The organism is Massilia rubra (assembly GCF_011682065.1).
GTDB classification, from domain to species: Bacteria; Pseudomonadota; Gammaproteobacteria; order Burkholderiales; family Burkholderiaceae_D; genus Telluria_A; species Telluria_A rubra.
In genome coordinates, this window is the sequence record NZ_VUYU01000001.1 from 433034 (window position 1) to 449261 (window position 16228).

At 65.0% G+C, this 16228-nt stretch carries 14 protein-coding genes; 6 read left to right on the forward strand and 8 right to left on the reverse strand.

The window, feature by feature from the left end:
- Window positions 1–89 precede the first annotated feature (89 nt).
- The 8 genes from F0185_RS01830 to F0185_RS01865 all read right to left on the reverse strand — a co-directional run bounded on the left by F0185_RS01830 (window position 90) and on the right by F0185_RS01865 (window position 9041).
- A complete protein-coding gene (locus F0185_RS01830; RefSeq protein ID WP_167221033.1) occupies window positions 90–722 on the reverse strand; it encodes a response regulator in 633 nt (210 codons plus the stop codon).
- Entirely contained in the window at window positions 719–3811 is a 3093-nt protein-coding gene (locus F0185_RS01835; protein ID WP_167221035.1) for a sensor histidine kinase, read from the reverse strand. The genes F0185_RS01830 and F0185_RS01835 overlap by 4 nt, the downstream gene beginning before the upstream one ends.
- An 85-nt stretch (window positions 3812–3896) precedes the next feature.
- On the reverse strand, window positions 3897–4454 hold the full coding sequence (locus F0185_RS01840; RefSeq protein ID WP_167221037.1) for a TMEM175 family protein: 558 nt from the start codon (window positions 4452–4454) through the stop codon (window positions 3897–3899).
- Entirely contained in the window at window positions 4451–5137 is a 687-nt protein-coding gene (locus F0185_RS01845; RefSeq protein WP_167221039.1) for a YoaK family protein, read from the reverse strand. Before F0185_RS01845 ends, F0185_RS01840 begins: the two co-directional genes overlap by 4 nt.
- Window positions 5134–6096, reverse strand: coding sequence for an alpha/beta fold hydrolase (locus tag F0185_RS01850; protein WP_167221041.1), 963 nt, complete (start codon window positions 6094–6096; stop codon window positions 5134–5136). Before F0185_RS01850 ends, F0185_RS01845 begins: the two co-directional genes overlap by 4 nt.
- 140 nt (window positions 6097–6236) lie before the next feature.
- Complete coding sequence (locus F0185_RS01855; protein ID WP_167221043.1) at window positions 6237–6920, reverse strand: hydrolase; 684 nt, start codon at window positions 6918–6920, stop codon at window positions 6237–6239.
- Between the two features lie 34 nt (window positions 6921–6954).
- Window positions 6955–8802, reverse strand: a complete 1848-nt coding sequence (locus F0185_RS01860; protein ID WP_167221045.1) for an amidohydrolase — start codon at window positions 8800–8802, stop codon at window positions 6955–6957.
- Window positions 8799–9041, reverse strand: coding sequence for a DUF1427 family protein (locus tag F0185_RS01865; protein ID WP_167221047.1), 243 nt, complete (start codon window positions 9039–9041; stop codon window positions 8799–8801). Before F0185_RS01865 ends, F0185_RS01860 begins: the two co-directional genes overlap by 4 nt.
- Before the next feature lie 277 nt (window positions 9042–9318).
- On the opposite strand from F0185_RS01865, the gene F0185_RS01870 reads away from it, so the two are divergent.
- The 6 genes from F0185_RS01870 (at window position 9319) to F0185_RS34600 (ending at window position 16219) form a co-directional block, all read left to right on the forward strand.
- Window positions 9319–11022 carry a DUF8614 domain-containing protein gene (locus F0185_RS01870; RefSeq protein WP_167221049.1) on the forward strand — a complete coding sequence of 568 codons (1704 nt, stop codon included), beginning with the start codon at window positions 9319–9321 and terminating at the stop codon, window positions 11020–11022.
- A 3-nt stretch (window positions 11023–11025) separates the two neighbouring features.
- Window positions 11026–11694 (forward strand): hypothetical protein, encoded by a 669-nt coding sequence (locus F0185_RS01875; protein ID WP_167221051.1) that lies wholly within the window; start codon window positions 11026–11028, stop codon window positions 11692–11694.
- Window positions 11695–11913: 219 nt separating this feature from the next.
- On the forward strand, window positions 11914–13650 hold the full coding sequence (locus tag F0185_RS01880; RefSeq protein ID WP_167221053.1) for a methyl-accepting chemotaxis protein: 1737 nt from the start codon (window positions 11914–11916) through the stop codon (window positions 13648–13650).
- 132 nt (window positions 13651–13782) lie between these two features.
- Entirely contained in the window at window positions 13783–14484 is a 702-nt protein-coding gene (locus F0185_RS01885) for a hypothetical protein (protein WP_167221055.1), read from the forward strand.
- Window positions 14477–15124 carry a hypothetical protein gene (locus F0185_RS01890; protein ID WP_167221057.1) on the forward strand — a complete coding sequence of 216 codons (648 nt, stop codon included), beginning with the start codon at window positions 14477–14479 and terminating at the stop codon, window positions 15122–15124. Before F0185_RS01885 ends, F0185_RS01890 begins: the two co-directional genes overlap by 8 nt.
- Window positions 15125–15220: 96 nt before the next feature.
- Complete coding sequence (locus F0185_RS34600) at window positions 15221–16219, forward strand: BON domain-containing protein (protein ID WP_229476661.1); 999 nt, start codon at window positions 15221–15223, stop codon at window positions 16217–16219.
- The last annotated feature ends 9 nt before the right edge of the window (window positions 16220–16228 follow it).

Consider the following 16228-nt stretch of genomic DNA (forward strand, 5'->3'; position numbering starts at 1 on the left):
GTTTCCATCTTGTTAATGATGTCTGTTTCATCAACGGGTGGCTTATCCTACCTTACTTTGGGCGCCAGTGGCACGAAACGCCAACCGCTCTACAAACCGATAAACCCCCGTTCGATCGCAATCGTCACCGCGTGCGTGCGGTTGTTCGCCCCCAGCTTGTCCATGATGTTGCGCAGGTGCCCCTTGACGGTATCTTCCGACAGCACCAGCTCTCCCGCCACCTGCTTGTTGCTGTGGCCCCGCGCGATCAGTTGCAGCACCTGCACCTCGCGCGGGGTCAGGCGTTCCTGGCCCAGGTGGTTGGCCAGTTCGGCCGCGATCTCCGCCGGAAAATAGCGATTGCCCGCCGCCAGCGCGCGGATCGCCTCGGTCAGCTCCTTGCGCAGGGCGCTCTTGAGCAGGTAAGCCTGCGCGCCCGAGCGGATGGCCTGCAACGCGCGCGCGTCGCCCCGGTAGGTGGTCAGCACCGCGATGCGCGCCTGCGCGAATTCGGCGCGGATCGCCTGGATCGCTTCGATCCCGTTCATGTCCGGCATCTGGATGTCGATCAGCGCCACATCCGGCCGCAGCGCGCGGTACTGCGCCACCGCCTCGCGCCCGTCGCCCGCTTCGCCGGCCAGGCACATGTCCGGCTGGCTGGCGATGACGGCGGCGATCCCTTCGCGCATCATCGGATGGTCGTCGCACACCAGCACCCGGATGGGTGGCGTCTCAGGATTCATGGTTCTCCCCTTTTATCGTTTTGTGTACGCAGCCATGCGAACAGGCGCCGTTGCGGGCGCCGGTAGGCCAGCTGCGCCTTGATGCCGAGCCGGATTTCGCTGCCGCGCGCCGGGTCGCTGTCGATGAGCAGTTGCGCGCCGATGCGCGCGACCCGTTCGTGCATGCCGCGCAAGCCCCAGTGGTCCGGGCGTCCCTGCGGCGTCGTGTAGCTCGCGTCGATGCCCAGCCCGTCGTCGCCGACCGTCATCAGGAACAGGCGCGCGCCGTAGTCGATATCGACCTTCACATGCAGCGCATGGGCGTGGCGGAAGGCGTTGACGATGGCTTCGTGCCCGACCTGGTACACCTCGTCGCGCACCAGCGGGCGCAATGGCGCCGGCGTGCCGCGCACCGTCAGCGAAAAGCGCGCACCGCCTTTTTGTTCGAGTTCCGCCCCCAGCTTGTGCAAGGCGTCGTGCAGTTCGCTCAGGTCGATGGCGCCGATGCGCAGGTCGCGCACCCGGTCGCGCCCCTCGATCAGCACCTGGTCGGCGCGGTCGAGCGCATCTTCCAGGCTGTGGCGCGCCGGACTGCCGGCCGGGATGGTGTAGACAATCGCCTGGAAGCGCAGGATCAAGCCATGCACGCCCTGCAGCAAGGTGTCGTGCAGGTCGCGGGCGATGCGTTCGCGTTCGCTGTGGCGCTCCTCGATGCGTTCGCGCAGGCGCTCGGCGGCGCGCCGCATATTGATCCGGTACAGCATCCACAAGGCGCCGAAGCCGAGCGTCCCGGCCAGCAGCAGGAACAGCGGCTGGCGGTACAGCACCGGCGGAATGGCGAAGTCGAACACGGCTTCGCGCGTGCTGGGCAAGCCGTCCTGGTTGTGCGCCACCACGCGGAAGCGGTACTTGCCGGCGCCCAGGCCCGTGTAGACGGCCTGGCGCTGGCGTCCCGCATCCTGCCAGCCCATGTCGTAGCCATCGAGCCGGTAGCGGAAATTGAGGCGTTCGGGCGCGGACAGGCTCAGGGCCGTGTAGTCGATCACGATGCGCTGCGCGCCGGGAGCCAGCGTGGAAGCTGCGCCGGAGGCCGCGTCGGATGCCGCGTCGGGTACCGCGCGCACGCCATCGACCTGCACCGATTCGATCAGCACCGTCGGCGCGGCCTGTTCCGGACGGGGGCGGTCCGGATCGATCCAGGCCACGCCGTTACTGGTCGAGAACCACAAGCGCCCGTCGCGGCTGCGCACCGCCGTCGGCAGCGGCAGCACCTGGTACGGGTCGTTCGCCAGCCCGCCCATCAGGTCGTACGAGCGGTAGCCGATGCGGTAGCTCGCATCGGCATACGCGCGCGCCAGTTCGGCGGCGGTCAGCTGGAAGATGCCCGAGCGCGAATGCACCCACAGGTCGTCACCCCGGCCATCCTTGACCGGCACCACGATGATGGCGTAGATGTTGGCGAACAGGCCGTTGTCGGGCAGGCGCAGCGCGTGGTAGCGCTGGCCGTCGATGTAGCCGATGCCGCGCTGGCCGCCGACCCAGGTGCGCTGGCCGTGATGGGTGATGGCGGTGACGTGGCCGATGTCCATGCCGTCCGCTTCGCCCCAGCGCTTTTCGCCGCCGTTTTTTTCGTCGCCACCGTCGCGCGTGACCAGGAGGTTGTCGCGGTAGCCGAACCACAATCGCCCGCTGGCGTCCGCCGAAGCGGAAACGGGCATGCGCTGGTTGGCCGAGGGCGATGGCGGCGGCGTGGCGATCCACACGCCGTCGTGCAGGCGAAACAGGCCAAGCCGGTTGAACGAGACCCACAGGTCGCCGCCGGCGTCGCGCGCCATCGCGCGCACCGACGATTCGGCCAGCGCGGCCGGCGGCAGGTCGGCGAATTTGTCGAGGCGCGCGCCGCGCGAGCGCCAGATGCCGGACGGGCCGCCCATCCAGATGGTGCCGTCAAGGTCGCGCATGGCGCACGACACCGGCGCCGGCATGTCCAGCACGTCCATGGCGCCATCCACCAGGCGCATCGCGGGCCGGTTGCTGGGACCGGCCCACAGGCTGCCGTCGTTGCCGGCGACAAGGGCGAAGTTGAGCGAGCCGGCCGGAAAACCGGCGGGCGTCAGCGCGCGCTGGCGAAAGCGGTCCAGCCCCCCGTTGCTGCCGACCCAAAGGTTGCCGTCTCCATCTTCGAGCATCTTCCAGATGAAGTCCGAACTCAAGCCATCGCGCGCCGAAAACGTGGTGCGCGTGTTGATGGCGCCAATGCTGCGTGGATTGTCGACGTACTGCACGCCGTTGCCGGTGGTGCTGATCCACAGGCCGCCGCTGCGGTCGAACAGCAGGCCGATGGCCGGTGTGTCGATGGCGAGGGTGCCGGTCGTCAGGTGGCCATCGAACAGCAGCACCCGATGGATCTTGCCGCTGTAGCGCTCCGTGAGCCAGATCGCGCCGTCGCGCGCCTGCGTAATCTGGCTGACCCAGTCGACCGCCAGGCCGCTGTCGACGAAACGGCGTTCGCCCTTGGGCAGGTACAGGAGGCGGTTTTCGTTGGCGGCCCACAGCGTGCCGCCGCCGTCGACGAACACCGCGCGCGCTTTTTTGCCGGGGAAGCCCCAGTCGGAGCCGATCCGTTCCCAGTGGGCGCCGTTGTAACGCGCCAGGCCATCGTCGGCGGCGACCCAGATCGCCCTGGCGCTGTCGCGCGCGAGGCTGTAGATGGCGCCTTCGGGCAGGTTGGGACCGGGCAGGTGTTCGCGCATGCCGCCCGGGCCGATCACGCGTACGCCGCCGAAGCGCAGGCCGACCCACAGTTGGTCGTCCACGGCCAGCAGCGAGGCGACGATATTGAGCGTGTTCAGGCCGGGCGCTTCGTAGCGCACGAAACGCACGCCGTCGAAGCGGAACAGCGATTCATTGGTGCCGAGCCACAGGTAGCCGTCTCGCGTCTGGGCCATGGCGCCGACCTGGCTCGGGCCGCCGTCGGCCGCGACCCAGCGCCGGTGCTCGAGCTGCTCGAACGAGCGCACCTGCGCCTGTGCGGCGGCGCTGAACGCGAGCACCAGCGCAAGGGCGGCCTTGGGCCGCCACGGTGTGCTGGACATGCTGTGCGGTGTCATACGATGTGGGTCCTGTTCGCCGGGCGGGCAGCGGCCGGCAAAGTCGCTGTTCATGGCGCGCGATGATACCACCGGCGCCACGGTTCTAAGCGTGCGCGCGGGGGCGCAGCCAGAGCAGGGCGACGACGACGTGCACGATGGAGCCGGCCGGCGCGTACCACAGCGCGAGCGGGATCGCGAGCGCATACAGCAGCATCGACGCCAGGTTCTTGCGCTCCATCCAGCTCGGGCGCGTGGATCCGGCATGCAGTGCGCCTCTCGTGCGCAGCACTTCGTCGAGCACCACGAAACCGATGGAGCACATCAGCAGCACCGCGCCGTACATCGCCACCGGAACCGAATCGAACGGATGCTCGCCGGCCCACGCGGTGACGAACGGGATCAGCGAAATCCAGAACAGCAGGTGCAGGTTGGCCCACATGGCCACGCCGTCGACCTTCTGCACCTTGTCGAACAGGTAGTGGTGGTTGATCCAGTAGATGCCCACATAGATAAAACTGAGCAGGTAGCGCAGCATGACCGGCAGCACCGGCGCCAGGTCGTGCGGCGCCGCGCCGTGCGGGGTTTTCAGTTCCAGCACCATGATGGTGATGATGATGGCGATGACGCCATCGCTGAACGCTTCCAGGCGCACCTTGTTCATGCGGCCCCCTTGCCTGGCTCGGGCAGCGCCATTTCGGCGCACAGGATGCCGATCGGGACGATCAGGGCGATGAAGCCGAAGGCCATGAACGCAAAGGCGGCGGCGATGGCGCCGATGCCGAAGGCGAGCAAGGGCCAGAAGAATTTGCCGCAGCGCGCGCTGGTGGCGGCGTCGCCGGCGCCGCGCAGCACGTCGATGCTGTCGATGACGACCTGGGTCACGTTCCCGGTCATCATGGACGTGGGCGCCAGTTGGGCCAGCAGCAGGCGGCTGCTGGCGCTGTGCGCGCCCATGGCGGCGGTGCCCAAGAGGCCGGCCGCCATGGCCAGCGTGGAAGGCACGTCGCCGATGGGCGAGGCGGCCATCCCGGCCAGCATGAAGCCGGCCAGCAGGACCACTTGCAGCAGCAAGGCCAGTTTCAACGCCGGCCACTGGCGCTTGTCGCAGGCCAGGATCAGCAGGCGCGCCATGGCGATCCCCGCGATGAAAGCGGGGAAGGCCAGGAACTTGAGCAGGATCGAGGCCTTGGAGGCGTCGGCCAGCGCAACCCCGATCAACACGAAGTTACCGGTGACATGGGCGGTGAACAATCCGAACAGGGCCACGAAGCCCAGGGTGTCCACGTAGCCCGCCAGGAAGCCCATGTCGATGCTGCGAAGGCGGTTGCGCTGGTCGGGGGTCACGATTTGGCGAAGGCGAGAATGTCGGCGTTGACCTGGTCCTTATGGGTGTCGGTCAGGCCGTGCGGGGCGCCAGGGTAGATAATCAGCTTGGCGTGCTTGACGATGGCGGCCGAGGCTTTGCCGGCGGCGTCGATCGGCACGATCTGGTCGTCGGCGCCGTGGATGACCAGGGTCGGCTTGTCGAACTTTTTCAGGTCGGCGCGGAAGTCGGTTTCGGAGAACGCCTTGATCGAGTCGTAGGTGTTCTTGTGACCGGCCATCATGCCCTGCATCCACCAGGCGTTGATCAGGCCTTGCGAGGCTTTGGCGCCGGGGCGGTTGAAGCCGTAGAACGGGCCGGAGGCCAGGTCGAGGTAGAACTGCGAGCGGTCCTTGACCGAGGCTGCGCGGATGCCGTCGAAGACGTCGATCGGCAGGCCGCCCGGATTGTCGGCGGTCTTGAGCATCAGCGGCGGCACGGCGGAGATCAGGCCGAGTTTGGCGACGCGCTTGGTGCCGTGGCGGCCGACGTAGCGGGCCACTTCGCCGCCACCGGTCGAAAAACCGATCAGGATGGCGTTTTTCAGGTCCAGCGCTTCGATGACCTGGGCCAGGTCGTCGGCGTAGTGGTCCATGTCGTTGCCGGTCCACGGCTGGCTGGAGCGGCCGTGACCACGGCGGTCGTGGGCGATGACGCGGAAACCGTTGTTCGCAAGGTGGAACATCTGCGATTCCCAGCTGTCGCTGTTCAGGGGCCAGCCGTGGCAGAACACCACCGGTTGGCCAGTGCCCCAGTCCTTGTAATAGAGTTCGACGCCGTCTTTGGTGGTGATGGTGCTGGCGCTGCGTTTGATGGCGGCGGCGGGCGCGGCCTGGGCGCCGGTGGTGATGGCGGCCAGCGGAATGGCGGCGGCCAGGGAGGCGCCGGCGGTGATGGCTGCGCGGCGCGAGAGGGTTTTCGGGTTGTCGTTTGTGGACATGATGGCTTTCTTATTGTCGTTAGTCTCCGTCATTCCCGCGCCAAGGCGGCCCTCGGCGGGAATCCAAGTACCTGCCGTAGGTTGGGCGAATAACTTGGGTTCCCGCCTGCGCGGGAACGACGGGTAGTGGTGAAACTGGATTACTTGGCCGGTACCGGCGCCAGCACTTCGTGTTCGCCCGTGGTGCGTTCGGCCGCCTTGTGCACCATCGTGTAGGCGTAGTCGACGCCCATGCCGTACGCGCCCGAGTGTTCGCGCACGATCGCCATGACGGCGTCGTACGTTTCGCGGTGCGCCCAGTCGCGCTGCCATTCGAGCATGACTTGCTGCCAGGTGACCGGCACCACGCCGGCCTGGATCATGCGTTGCATGGCGTAGTCGTGCGCTTCCTTCGAGGTGCCGCCCGATGCATCGGCCACCATGTAGATCTCGTAATCGCCTTCGGCCATGGCGCACAGTGCGAAGCTGTTGTTGCACACTTCCGTCCACAGGCCGGCCACGATGACTTTTTTACGGCCGTTGGCTTTGAGCGCGTCACGCACTTTCTGGTCATCCCACGAATTCATCGAGCTGCGCTCGAGGATTTTCTGGTTCGGGAACACGTCCAGCAGTTCCGGATAGGTGTGGCCCGAAAACGCCTGGGTTTCGACGGTGGTAATCACGGTCGGGATGTTGAAGGCCTTGGCGGCCTTGGCCAGCGCCACCGTGTTGTTCTTGAGGACCTGGCGGTCGATCGACTGCACGCCGAACGCCATCTGCGGCTGGTGGTCGATGAAGATCAGTTGCGAATTTTGCGGGGTCAGGACGTCGAGTTTCGGATTCATGCAATGCACTCCTTGGGTTGAAAAATTGGGCTGGTCAGAACGCGAAGCAGCTGCAGCCGAGCGCGCCCCAGAAGCCGGTGTGGCTGGTGACCGGAATGGTCGATTTGCGGGCGATGCCGTGCGCGTGGCCATGCACGCCGCACGATCCGGCGCACAGGTGCGGCAGCGCGCTGCGGGTGTTGGCTGCGGGCCGGTAATGGCCGCCGTAGGCGTTCACGGGCGACCAGTCGGGCAGCGCCGGAATCGGGGCCGGCGCCAATGGGGCGAAGTCGCCCGCGCCGTACACCACCTTGCCGCCGACAACGGTGAGCACCGATTCGAGCGCCTTGATGTCGTCTTCCGCCACGCTGAAAAAGTCGCCCGACAACACCGCCAGGTCGGCCAGCTGGCCGGCCTTGATGCGCCCCTTTTGATGCTGCTCGCTGGAGAACCAGGCGCTGCCCGAGGTCCACAGTTCGAGCGCGGTGGCGCGCGGCATCTGCTGGTCGGCCCCGTACAGGCGCAAGCCGCCGACGGTGCGGCCGGACACCAGCCAGTAGAGCGCCGTCCACGGGTTGTAGCTGGCCACGCGCGTGGCGTCGGTGCCGGCGCCGACCGGCACGCCGGCTTCCAGCATGCGGGCGATCGGCGGCGTTTGGCGGGCCGCTTCGGCGCCGTAGCGCTCGACGAAATACTCGCCCTGGAAGGCCATGCGGTGCTGGATGGCGATGCCGCCGCCGAGCGCGCGCACGCGGTCGATATTGCGCGGGGTGATGGTTTCGGCGTGGTCGAACATCCAGCGCAGGCCGTCGAAGGGAATGTCGCGGTTGACCTTTTCGAACACGTCGAGCATGCGCGAGATCGATTCGTCGTAGGTGGCGTGCAGGCGGAACGGCCAGCGCTGCTCGACCAGGTGGAGCACGACCTTTTCGAGTTCGTCTTCCATGCCGGCGGCCAGTTCGGGACGCGGTTCGAGGAAGTCTTCGAAGTCGGCGGCCGAGAACACCAGCATTTCGCCGGCGCCGTTGTGGCGGTAGTAGTCGCTGCCGTCGCCCGGCTTGATCATCTTGGTCCAGGCCTGGAAGTCCTGCAGTTCGGCGCCTTTGTTCTGGGTGAACAGGTTGTAGGCGATGCGCACGGTGAGCTGCTTGTCGCGCGCGAGCTGGTCGACGATGGCGTAATCGTCGGGGAAGTTCTGGAAGCCGCCGCCGGCGTCGATCACGCTGGTCACGCCCAGGCGATTGAGTTCGCGCATGAACTGGCGCGTGGAGTTGACCTGGTGTTCGAGCGGCAGGGCCGGGCCTTTGGCCAGGGTGGCGTACAGGATCATCGCGTTGGGACGGGCGATCAGCATGCCGGTCGGGTTGCCGGCGGCGTCGCGCACGATCTCGCCGCCCGGCGGGTTGGGGGTGTCGCGGGTGTAGCCGACCGCCCGCAGCGCGGCCTGGTTGAGCAGGGCGCGGTCGTACAGGTGCAGCACGAAGACCGGCGTGTCGGGGGCGGCGGCGTTGAGTTCCTCGATGGTCGGCATGCGCTTTTCGGCGAACTGGAATTCGGTCCAGCCACCCACCACGCGCACCCATTGCGGCGAGGGCGTGCGCTCGGCCTGTTCGCGCAGCATGCGCATGGCGTCGGCCAGCGAGGGCACGCCTTCCCAGCGCAGTTCGAGGTTATAGTTCAGGCCTCCGCGGATCAGGTGCATGTGCGAGTCGTTCAGGCCCGGGATGACGGTGCGCCCGGCCAGGTCGATGACGTCGGTGGTGGCGCCGCGGTGGCGCATCACGTCGTTGGCGTCGCCCACTTCCAGGAAGCGCTCGTCGGCGATGGCGACCGCGTTGGCGATCGGGTTGGCGCGGTCGGTGGTGTGGAAACGGCCGTTGATGAGGATCAGGGAGGCGCTCATGCGGAATCCTTGTCTTTGGCTGGGAGGCCGGTGATTTTCGGGGTGCATTCGGTTTTGAACCAGGCGATGCTCAAAGGTTCGCCGGCGATGACGCGCTTGGCGATGGGCACCATCTGTTCGCCGATCAGCATTCCAAGCAGGCCCAACAGTGCGATGGCCGGCGGCGCGGGCGAACGCACGTTGATTAACGCGTAGATAATCCCTACCAGCACGCCGGCTCCGATCGACATCAGATACATTGCTTACTCCTTCAGATTGGCAGGGCCTGATGGTGGTCCTGTCGAAACGAGTATGGAAGGCCGGGCGCAGGCGGGATAGAATCAGGATGCTGTTTTTGCCATTGTCGTCGTCGGATGCCTGCCGCGTCCGTCCTGCCGCCCACGCCGCGTCGTTCCCGCGCAGGCGGGAACCCAAGTGTGTCGCGCCGCCCGAGACTGCGGTACGAACTTGGGTTCCCGCCTGCGCGGGAACGACGGGTAGTAGGGGGAGTACTTTCACCTATCTTTTCTGAGGCCCATGAAAAAACTTATCCTTCCCGTCCTGCTGATGCTGGCCGGCGCTGCTAGCGCCGCCGAGCAACCCGCCAATGTGGCGCAACTGAAGCAGATGGCCAAGCGCTACGCGCCGGTCGAGCTGCGCGCCGATACGTCGGCCCTGTCCAAGGGCGACAAGGCCGCCATCGTCAAGCTGATCGAAGCGGCCAGAATCATCGATACCTTGCAGCTGCGCCAGCGCTGGGCGCATAACGAAGCCCTGTGGAGCGCGCTCAAAAAAGACAAAACCGCCCTCGGCAAGGCCCGGCTGGACTATTTTTGGCTGAACAAAGGCCCGTGGTCCATCCTCGACGGTAACCAGTCCTTCATGCCCGCCACCTATGCCGGCATCACGATCCCGTCCAAGAAACCGGAAGGCGCCAATTTCTACCCCGAAGGCGCCACCAAGGCCGCGCTCGAAGCATGGATGAACGCGCTCGCCCCGAAAGACAAGGAACAGGCGCAGTGGTTCTTCACCACCATCCGCAACGGCGCCGAGGGGGCATTCAAGACGGTGCCGTATGCCGAGGAGTACAAGGCCGAGCTCGGGAAGCTGGCGACCTTGCTGCGCGAAGCGGCGGCATCCACCGATAACGCCTCGCTCAAGAAATTCCTGACCCTGCGCGCCGATGCGTTTTTATCGAACGATTACCTGGCGTCCGATTTTGCGTGGATGGACCTCGATGCGCCGGTCGACATCACCATCGGCCCCTACGAAACGTATAACGATGAACTGTTCGGCTACAAGGCGGCGTTCGAGGCGTATGTGAATATCCGCGACGAGAAAGAAACCCGCAAGCTCGATTTCTTCAGCAAGCACATGCAGGAACTGGAGGACAACCTCCCGCTCGACAAGCAGTACCGCAATCCCAAGGTCGGTGCGCTGGCGCCGATGGTGGTGGTGAACCAGGTGTATGGCGCCGGCGACGGCAATATGGGTGTGCAGACGGCCGCGTATAACCTGCCGAACGACGAACGCATCATCAGCGAGCGCGGTTCCAAGCGCGTGATGCTGAAAAATATCCAGGAAGCGAAGTTCAAGTCGACCTTGACGCCGATTACCAAACTGGTACTGCGCCCGGAGGCGCAAGAGGATCTCGATTTCGATTCCTTTTTCACGCATATCCTGGCGCACGAAATCACGCACGGGCTGGGACCGCACGCCACCACGCAAGACGGCAAGCCATCGACCCCGCGCCAGGATCTGAAAGACGCCTATTCGACCATCGAGGAAGCCAAGGCCGACATGGCCGGCCTGTGGGCGCTGGCGTACATGATGGACAAGGGCCAGCTGAAAGACACGCTGGGGCAGGGCGCGCTGGCCGAGCGCAAGCTGTATAACACCTTCCTGGCGTCGGCCTTTCGCACGCTGCATTTCGGGCTGACCGATTCGCATGCGCGCGGCATGGCGATCCAGCTCAATTACCTGCTCGATCAAGGCGGCTTCGTGTCGCACGGCGACGGCACGTTTTCGGTCGATTTCAAGAAGATCAAGCAGGCGGTGATCGACTTGAACCGCGAGTTTTTGACCATCGAGGCGACCGGCGATTATGCCCGCGCCAAGGAGATGATGAGCAAGTACGTGGTCATCCGGCCGGACGTGCAGAAAGCGCTCGACAAGATGAAAGCGGTGCCGAACGATATTCGTCCCGCCTTCACCACGGCGGCGACGCTGCTTGGACGATAAGGCATGAACAGGTCAGTCTATCCAATGGCATATTGGACTTACGAGTTCGTGCCGTTTGACTCTCCACGGAGTGGCGACTGGGTGGCCGATTTCCGGCAGTTCCTTGGCCAGCTCGATTCGTGCATCGCCTTGTTGAGCGAGAGAGAACTGTTCATCCCGTCGCAGATACAGTGCCTGAACTGGGGTGCCAGCGGGCCGGGGAGCCGGCATCATGAGGAATTCGTCGATATTGCCTACACGCCGGGGACGCGCTTCGATCAATTGGTGCTGGAGGAAGTCAAGCGCCAGCAGCATTTGCGGGACGACCTATTCCCCTCGATGATCATCATTAACGGGCGTACGCGATTGGTCGGTGACAAGGGGAAATTATCAACCTACGACAGATTGCTCAGCATCCACGTGCATTTCAGTTGCAGGGATTTTGAGATATTTCCGCATAGCGATGCATGGCTGCCCTTTTCTTTCGACGCGAGAACGCCGACCGAGGCGTACGAGGTCAACGCCGCCCGGCTGAACGCGGCCATCGACGACCTTGAGCGGTTCTGCACGCGCGAAGACACCGACGGCCAGCACTGCCGCTACTGTTTGATGGAGGGAGGCCGGCTCGACAATTACAGGGTCGAGGGCTTGCCGGTAGGGGTCGATCCCGCTCTCTGGTGGGACGGTCGCTAGCGGGGAGGTTGTTCAATTCACCCGTGCATGAATGAAACGCCAATCATGGTGTTGTGTACAGACAGGAAAACCACGCATTCGCGGGGTTTTCCTTGTCCTGACGATGATTTGTCCGAACATTCGCTCGGTTTTTACCGCAGGCCACTGTGCGCCCCCACGCGCGTGCTAGAGTTTATTGATGTTGCCATATGGCACTTATATAACTTTCGCGAGCGAGACATGAATACTTCTGGAATGAGCATCGGACGCCGCCTGGCGGTGGGCTTCGGCGGCGTTTTTTTGCTGATCGTGGTGCTGTCGGCAATGGCGATTTCGCGCGTGGGCAGCATCGAAGCGAGCCTGAATCAAATTAACAAGGTCAATAACGTCAAGCAGCGCTATGCGATCAATTTTCGCGGCAGCGTGCACGACCGTGCCATTGCGCTGCGCGACGTGGTGCTGGCCGCCGACGCCGCTGGCGCCCAGCCGAACCTGGACCTGATCAAGCAACTGGCCGACAACTATGCGCGCTCGGCCGCGCCGCTCGACGCGCTGGTCGAGAGCCCGAGTGCGACCGCCGAGGAAAAGAGCGCGCTGGCCGGCATCAAGGACAGCGAACGCAAGACCATGCCGCTGATCGCCAATGTGATCGCGCTGCGCCTGGCCGACAAGCTGCCCGAGGCCCACGCCCTGCTGGCGCAGCAGGCGGCCCCGGCTTTTGTAGGCTGGCTGGCCAGCATCAACCGCCTGATCGACCTGGAAGAAAAAATGACCGGGGTGCAGGCCGACAACGCGTCGACCCTGGCCAGTTCCTTCCTGCTGTGGATGACGGTGCTATGCACGATTGCGGTGGCGGTCGGCTCGATGGCGGCTTGGTATATCAGCCGCGGCCTGCTGCGCCAGCTTGGCGGCCAGCCCGATTACGCGGCCAATGTGGTGGCAAGCATTGCCGCCGGTAACCTGGCGGTCCAGATCGACACCGTCAACGGCGACAACAGCAGCTTGCTGTTCGCCATGAAAGGCATGCGCGACAGCCTGGTGGCCATCGTGGCCCAAGTGCGGGCCGGCACGGCCACCATCACGACCGCCTCGTCTGAAATTGCGGCCGGCAACCTGGACTTGTCGGCCCGCACCGAAAGCCAGGCCGGTACGCTGGAAGAAACCGCCTCGTCGATGGAAGAGCTGACCAGCACCGTGCGCCAGAATGCCGACAACGCGCGCCAGGCCAATGTGCTGGCGCTGTCGGCCTCGGAGGTGGCGGTCAAGGGTGGCGCAGTGGTCTCGCAAGTGGTCGATACGATGGCGTCGATCAATGAATCGTCGAAAAAGATCGTCGACATCATTGGCGTCATCGACAGTATTGCTTTCCAGACCAATATTCTGGCCTTGAACGCGGCCGTGGAAGCGGCCCGTGCCGGCGAGCAGGGCCGCGGTTTTGCGGTGGTGGCGTCGGAAGTGCGCAACCTTGCCCAGCGCTCGGCGGCGGCGGCGCAAGAAATCAAGACCCTGATCGGCAATTCGGTCGAGCGGGTCGACGCCGGCGCGCGCCTGGTGGACCAGGCCGGCAGCACGATGCAGGAGATCGTCTCCAGCGTGAAACGGGTGACCGACATCATGGCCGAAATCAGCCTGGCCAGCCAGGAACAGACGGCCGGCATCGAACAGGTGAACCTGGCGATCGGGCAGATGGACCAGGCGACCCAGCAGAACGCGGCGCTGGTCGAGCAGGCGGCGGCGGCGGCCTCATCGCTCAATGACGAGGCGGCCTCGCTGACCGAGGTGGTGGGCGTGTTCGTGCTGGCCGACGGCGCCGAACGCGCCGTAGCGCCGGCGCGCGTGGCGCCCAGGCCGGCCGCGTCGAAGCCGGCCGCCTCCAAGGCGGCCGCCAAGGGCAGGGCGCTGGCGCGCGTACCAGCCGCGCCGCAACGCAAGATTGCCACTGAGAATACTGTTGCTGACGAGTGGGAAACGTTCTGATTGTTTGCGCCAGCGCTAGCTTGACATAGCGCCATGTTGAGAATTTTCCACAAGGAAAGATATTTTTCCCAAAGCGTTCCAGAGGTCTATATTATTGCTCTTAGGCACTTATAGACCTCCTGAGGAAACGCCATGTTCAAGCACCTTTTGACCGCACTGCTCGCCGGTCTCACCCTGATTCCCGCTGCTGCCGCCTCCGGCGCCGCCCTGACCGAGCTGGAAACGCGCTGGCTGAATGCCGCCGCTCCCGTGTTGGCGTATTCGCAACGTATCAACTTGCCAATTGATATCACCGTGCAACCGAAAGCCCGTCCCGGCGATGTGCCGCTGGCGATGGGTTTTGTCGACGGCCGCTGCAAGCTGGTGCTGTCGCTGCGCGGCAACCCGGCTGCCGAAAACATTCTCAACACGGTGCCGCAAGCCGAGCGTGCGTTGCTGATCGAAACCATGGCGGCCCACGAGATCGGCCATTGCTGGCGTTACGTGCAGGGCGTGTGGCATGCCCTGCCGGCCGGCTTCGTCGAAACCGGTGACGAACAGGCGCAGGACACGAGCTTGCTGGCCGAATCGAAAGCCATGCGCGAGATGCGGCGTGAAGAAGGTTTTGCCGACCTGGTCGCGCTGTCGTGGGTCCAGCGCCAGCATCCGGCCGAGTATGGCCGCGTGTACGCCTGGCTGTCGACCCTGCGCGACGCGGTGCCGGCCGAACGCAGCGGCCACGATACGCGCACCTGGGTGCGCCTGGCGAAGAATGCCGACGGCTTCGGCCGTGGCGCCACCCCGTTCGATGATGCCGTGACCATGTGGCAAGCCGGATTGCTCAACGATGAATAAGCTCTGCGCCGCCGTGTTGCTGGCGCTGGCCGGCCCGGCGGCGTGGGCCGCGCCGGCCACCGAAGCCCAGTGGATCGCCGCCGCCACGCAAGCGGTCGCCTACGGCCGTGCGCAGGGCATGCCGATCGAGCTGGAAATAGTTGACGGCAACGGTTTGCCGGGCCACACGCCGGTCGGGCTGGCCAGCGAAAACGGCCGCTGCACGTTGATCGTTTCGGCCAGCAACAATCCAACCGCCGACAAGCTCAGCGCGATGATCGCCCCCGACTTGCTCGACACCTTTCTGGCGGGCGCGGCGATGCATGAAGTCGGTCACTGCCACCGCCGCCTGAACGGCTTTCCCCATAACGAAAAACTGCTGCCCGTGGTCGCCTGGATCGGACCCGTGCGCGACTGGTTCGCGCGCCGCATCCGTACCGAGGAAGCCTACGCCGACATGACCGCCGTGGCCTGGATCGCGCGCTATCACCCCGAGCGGTATACCGCGCTGGTCAATGAAATGCTGCGCGTGCGCACCCGTTTCCGCGAGCCCAAGCACGACACGGTCGCCCTGCTCGAACGCGCCATCGCCGAGGGGCCGCAAGATGCCAACGAGAATCTTTTTGCCCAGGTCGATGAGCGATTAAACAGATATCGATAGTCCTTTTACGCCCGTATGTACGTTGTCGCACAGATGTTGCGAGTGGTTAGGATGTTAAATCCGTCTACCAACAACCATACATTTAAAGGGACCACCATGAAACCTATCGTCGCCACATTGCTTGCCACCGCCCTCAGCGCCGCTTTCGCCAGCGCCTATGCCGCCGAGACGACCACCAAGACCGATACCGCGACTTACCGCACGATGACGCAAAAGGCCGACGCCGACTACAAGCTCGCCTCCGCCCAGTGCAAGGACATGAGCGGCAACGCCCGCAACCTGTGCATGGAAGAAGCCAAGGTCACGCGCGCGCGCGCCGACCTGGCCGCCCTGACCGATTACAACAACACCCTCAAAGGCCGCAGCAAGGCCCGCACCGAACTGGCCAATGCCGATTACTCGCTGGCCAAGGTCAAATGCGCCGACACCAGCGGCGCCGAAAAAGACAGCTGCATGAGCAATGCGCGCGCGGTCCACACGGCGGCGCTGGCCGACGTCAAGGCGGACCGCAACATCCAGGTCGCCAGCACCGACACCATGAGCCCGGTTACCCGCACCACCACCACCGACGCCACCAAAGCGGCCGCCGTGGACAAATGCGCCCAGGTAGCGGGCAGCCCGAACACCGGCTGCCTGGTCGATAACAACAACCGCAGCGCGACCACCGCCGGCGCTGTTGCCAACCGCACCGAGATGGCTGCCGACACGGCCGGCCAGCGCACCGCCGACGCGGTCGGCGACGCCGCCAAAAAAACCCGTGCCGCCGGCGCCACCATGGCTGCCAAAACCGAACGCGCGATCGACAGCATGGCCGACAAAACCGAGCGCGCCGCCGACGCCATGGCGCCCAAGATGGACCGCGCCGCCGAAAAAACCGGTGCTGTCGTGGCCGACTCCGTGATCACTACCAAAGTCAAAGCCGACATCTTCAAGGAACCGGAACTGAAATCGATGGCCATCCACGTGGAAACCGAAAAAGGCGTGGTCATGCTGAGCGGCTTCGTCGATTCCAAGGCCGATGCCGAGAAAGCCGTGCGCCTGGCCAAGAGCGTCGATGGCGTGACCTCGGTCAAGAGCGCGATCAAGGTCAAGTAAGCCGAGCGC

What these genes read in the sequence shown, in the direction of transcription:
- F0185_RS01830 (WP_167221033.1), bottom strand. Translation starts at nt 722, where the DNA reads ATGAATCCTGAGACGCCACCCATCCGGGTGCTGGTGTGCGACGACCAT.
- F0185_RS01835 (WP_167221035.1), bottom strand. Translation starts at nt 3,811, where the DNA reads ATGACACCGCACAGCATGTCCAGCACACCGTGGCGGCCCAAGGCCGCC.
- F0185_RS01840 (WP_167221037.1), bottom strand. Translation starts at nt 4,454, where the DNA reads ATGAACAAGGTGCGCCTGGAAGCGTTCAGCGATGGCGTCATCGCCATC.
- F0185_RS01850 (WP_167221041.1), bottom strand. Translation starts at nt 6,096, where the DNA reads ATGTCCACAAACGACAACCCGAAAACCCTCTCGCGCCGCGCAGCCATC.
- F0185_RS01855 (WP_167221043.1), bottom strand. Translation starts at nt 6,920, where the DNA reads ATGAATCCGAAACTCGACGTCCTGACCCCGCAAAATTCGCAACTGATC.
- F0185_RS01860 (WP_167221045.1), bottom strand. Translation starts at nt 8,802, where the DNA reads ATGAGCGCCTCCCTGATCCTCATCAACGGCCGTTTCCACACCACCGAC.
- F0185_RS01865 (WP_167221047.1), bottom strand. Translation starts at nt 9,041, where the DNA reads ATGTATCTGATGTCGATCGGAGCCGGCGTGCTGGTAGGGATTATCTAC.
- F0185_RS01870 (WP_167221049.1), top strand. Translation starts at nt 9,319, where the DNA reads ATGAAAAAACTTATCCTTCCCGTCCTGCTGATGCTGGCCGGCGCTGCT.
- F0185_RS01875 (WP_167221051.1), top strand. Translation starts at nt 11,026, where the DNA reads ATGAACAGGTCAGTCTATCCAATGGCATATTGGACTTACGAGTTCGTG.
- F0185_RS01880 (WP_167221053.1), top strand. Translation starts at nt 11,914, where the DNA reads ATGAATACTTCTGGAATGAGCATCGGACGCCGCCTGGCGGTGGGCTTC.
- F0185_RS01885 (WP_167221055.1), top strand. Translation starts at nt 13,783, where the DNA reads ATGTTCAAGCACCTTTTGACCGCACTGCTCGCCGGTCTCACCCTGATT.
- F0185_RS01890 (WP_167221057.1), top strand. Translation starts at nt 14,477, where the DNA reads ATGAATAAGCTCTGCGCCGCCGTGTTGCTGGCGCTGGCCGGCCCGGCG.
- F0185_RS34600 (WP_229476661.1), top strand. Translation starts at nt 15,221, where the DNA reads ATGAAACCTATCGTCGCCACATTGCTTGCCACCGCCCTCAGCGCCGCT.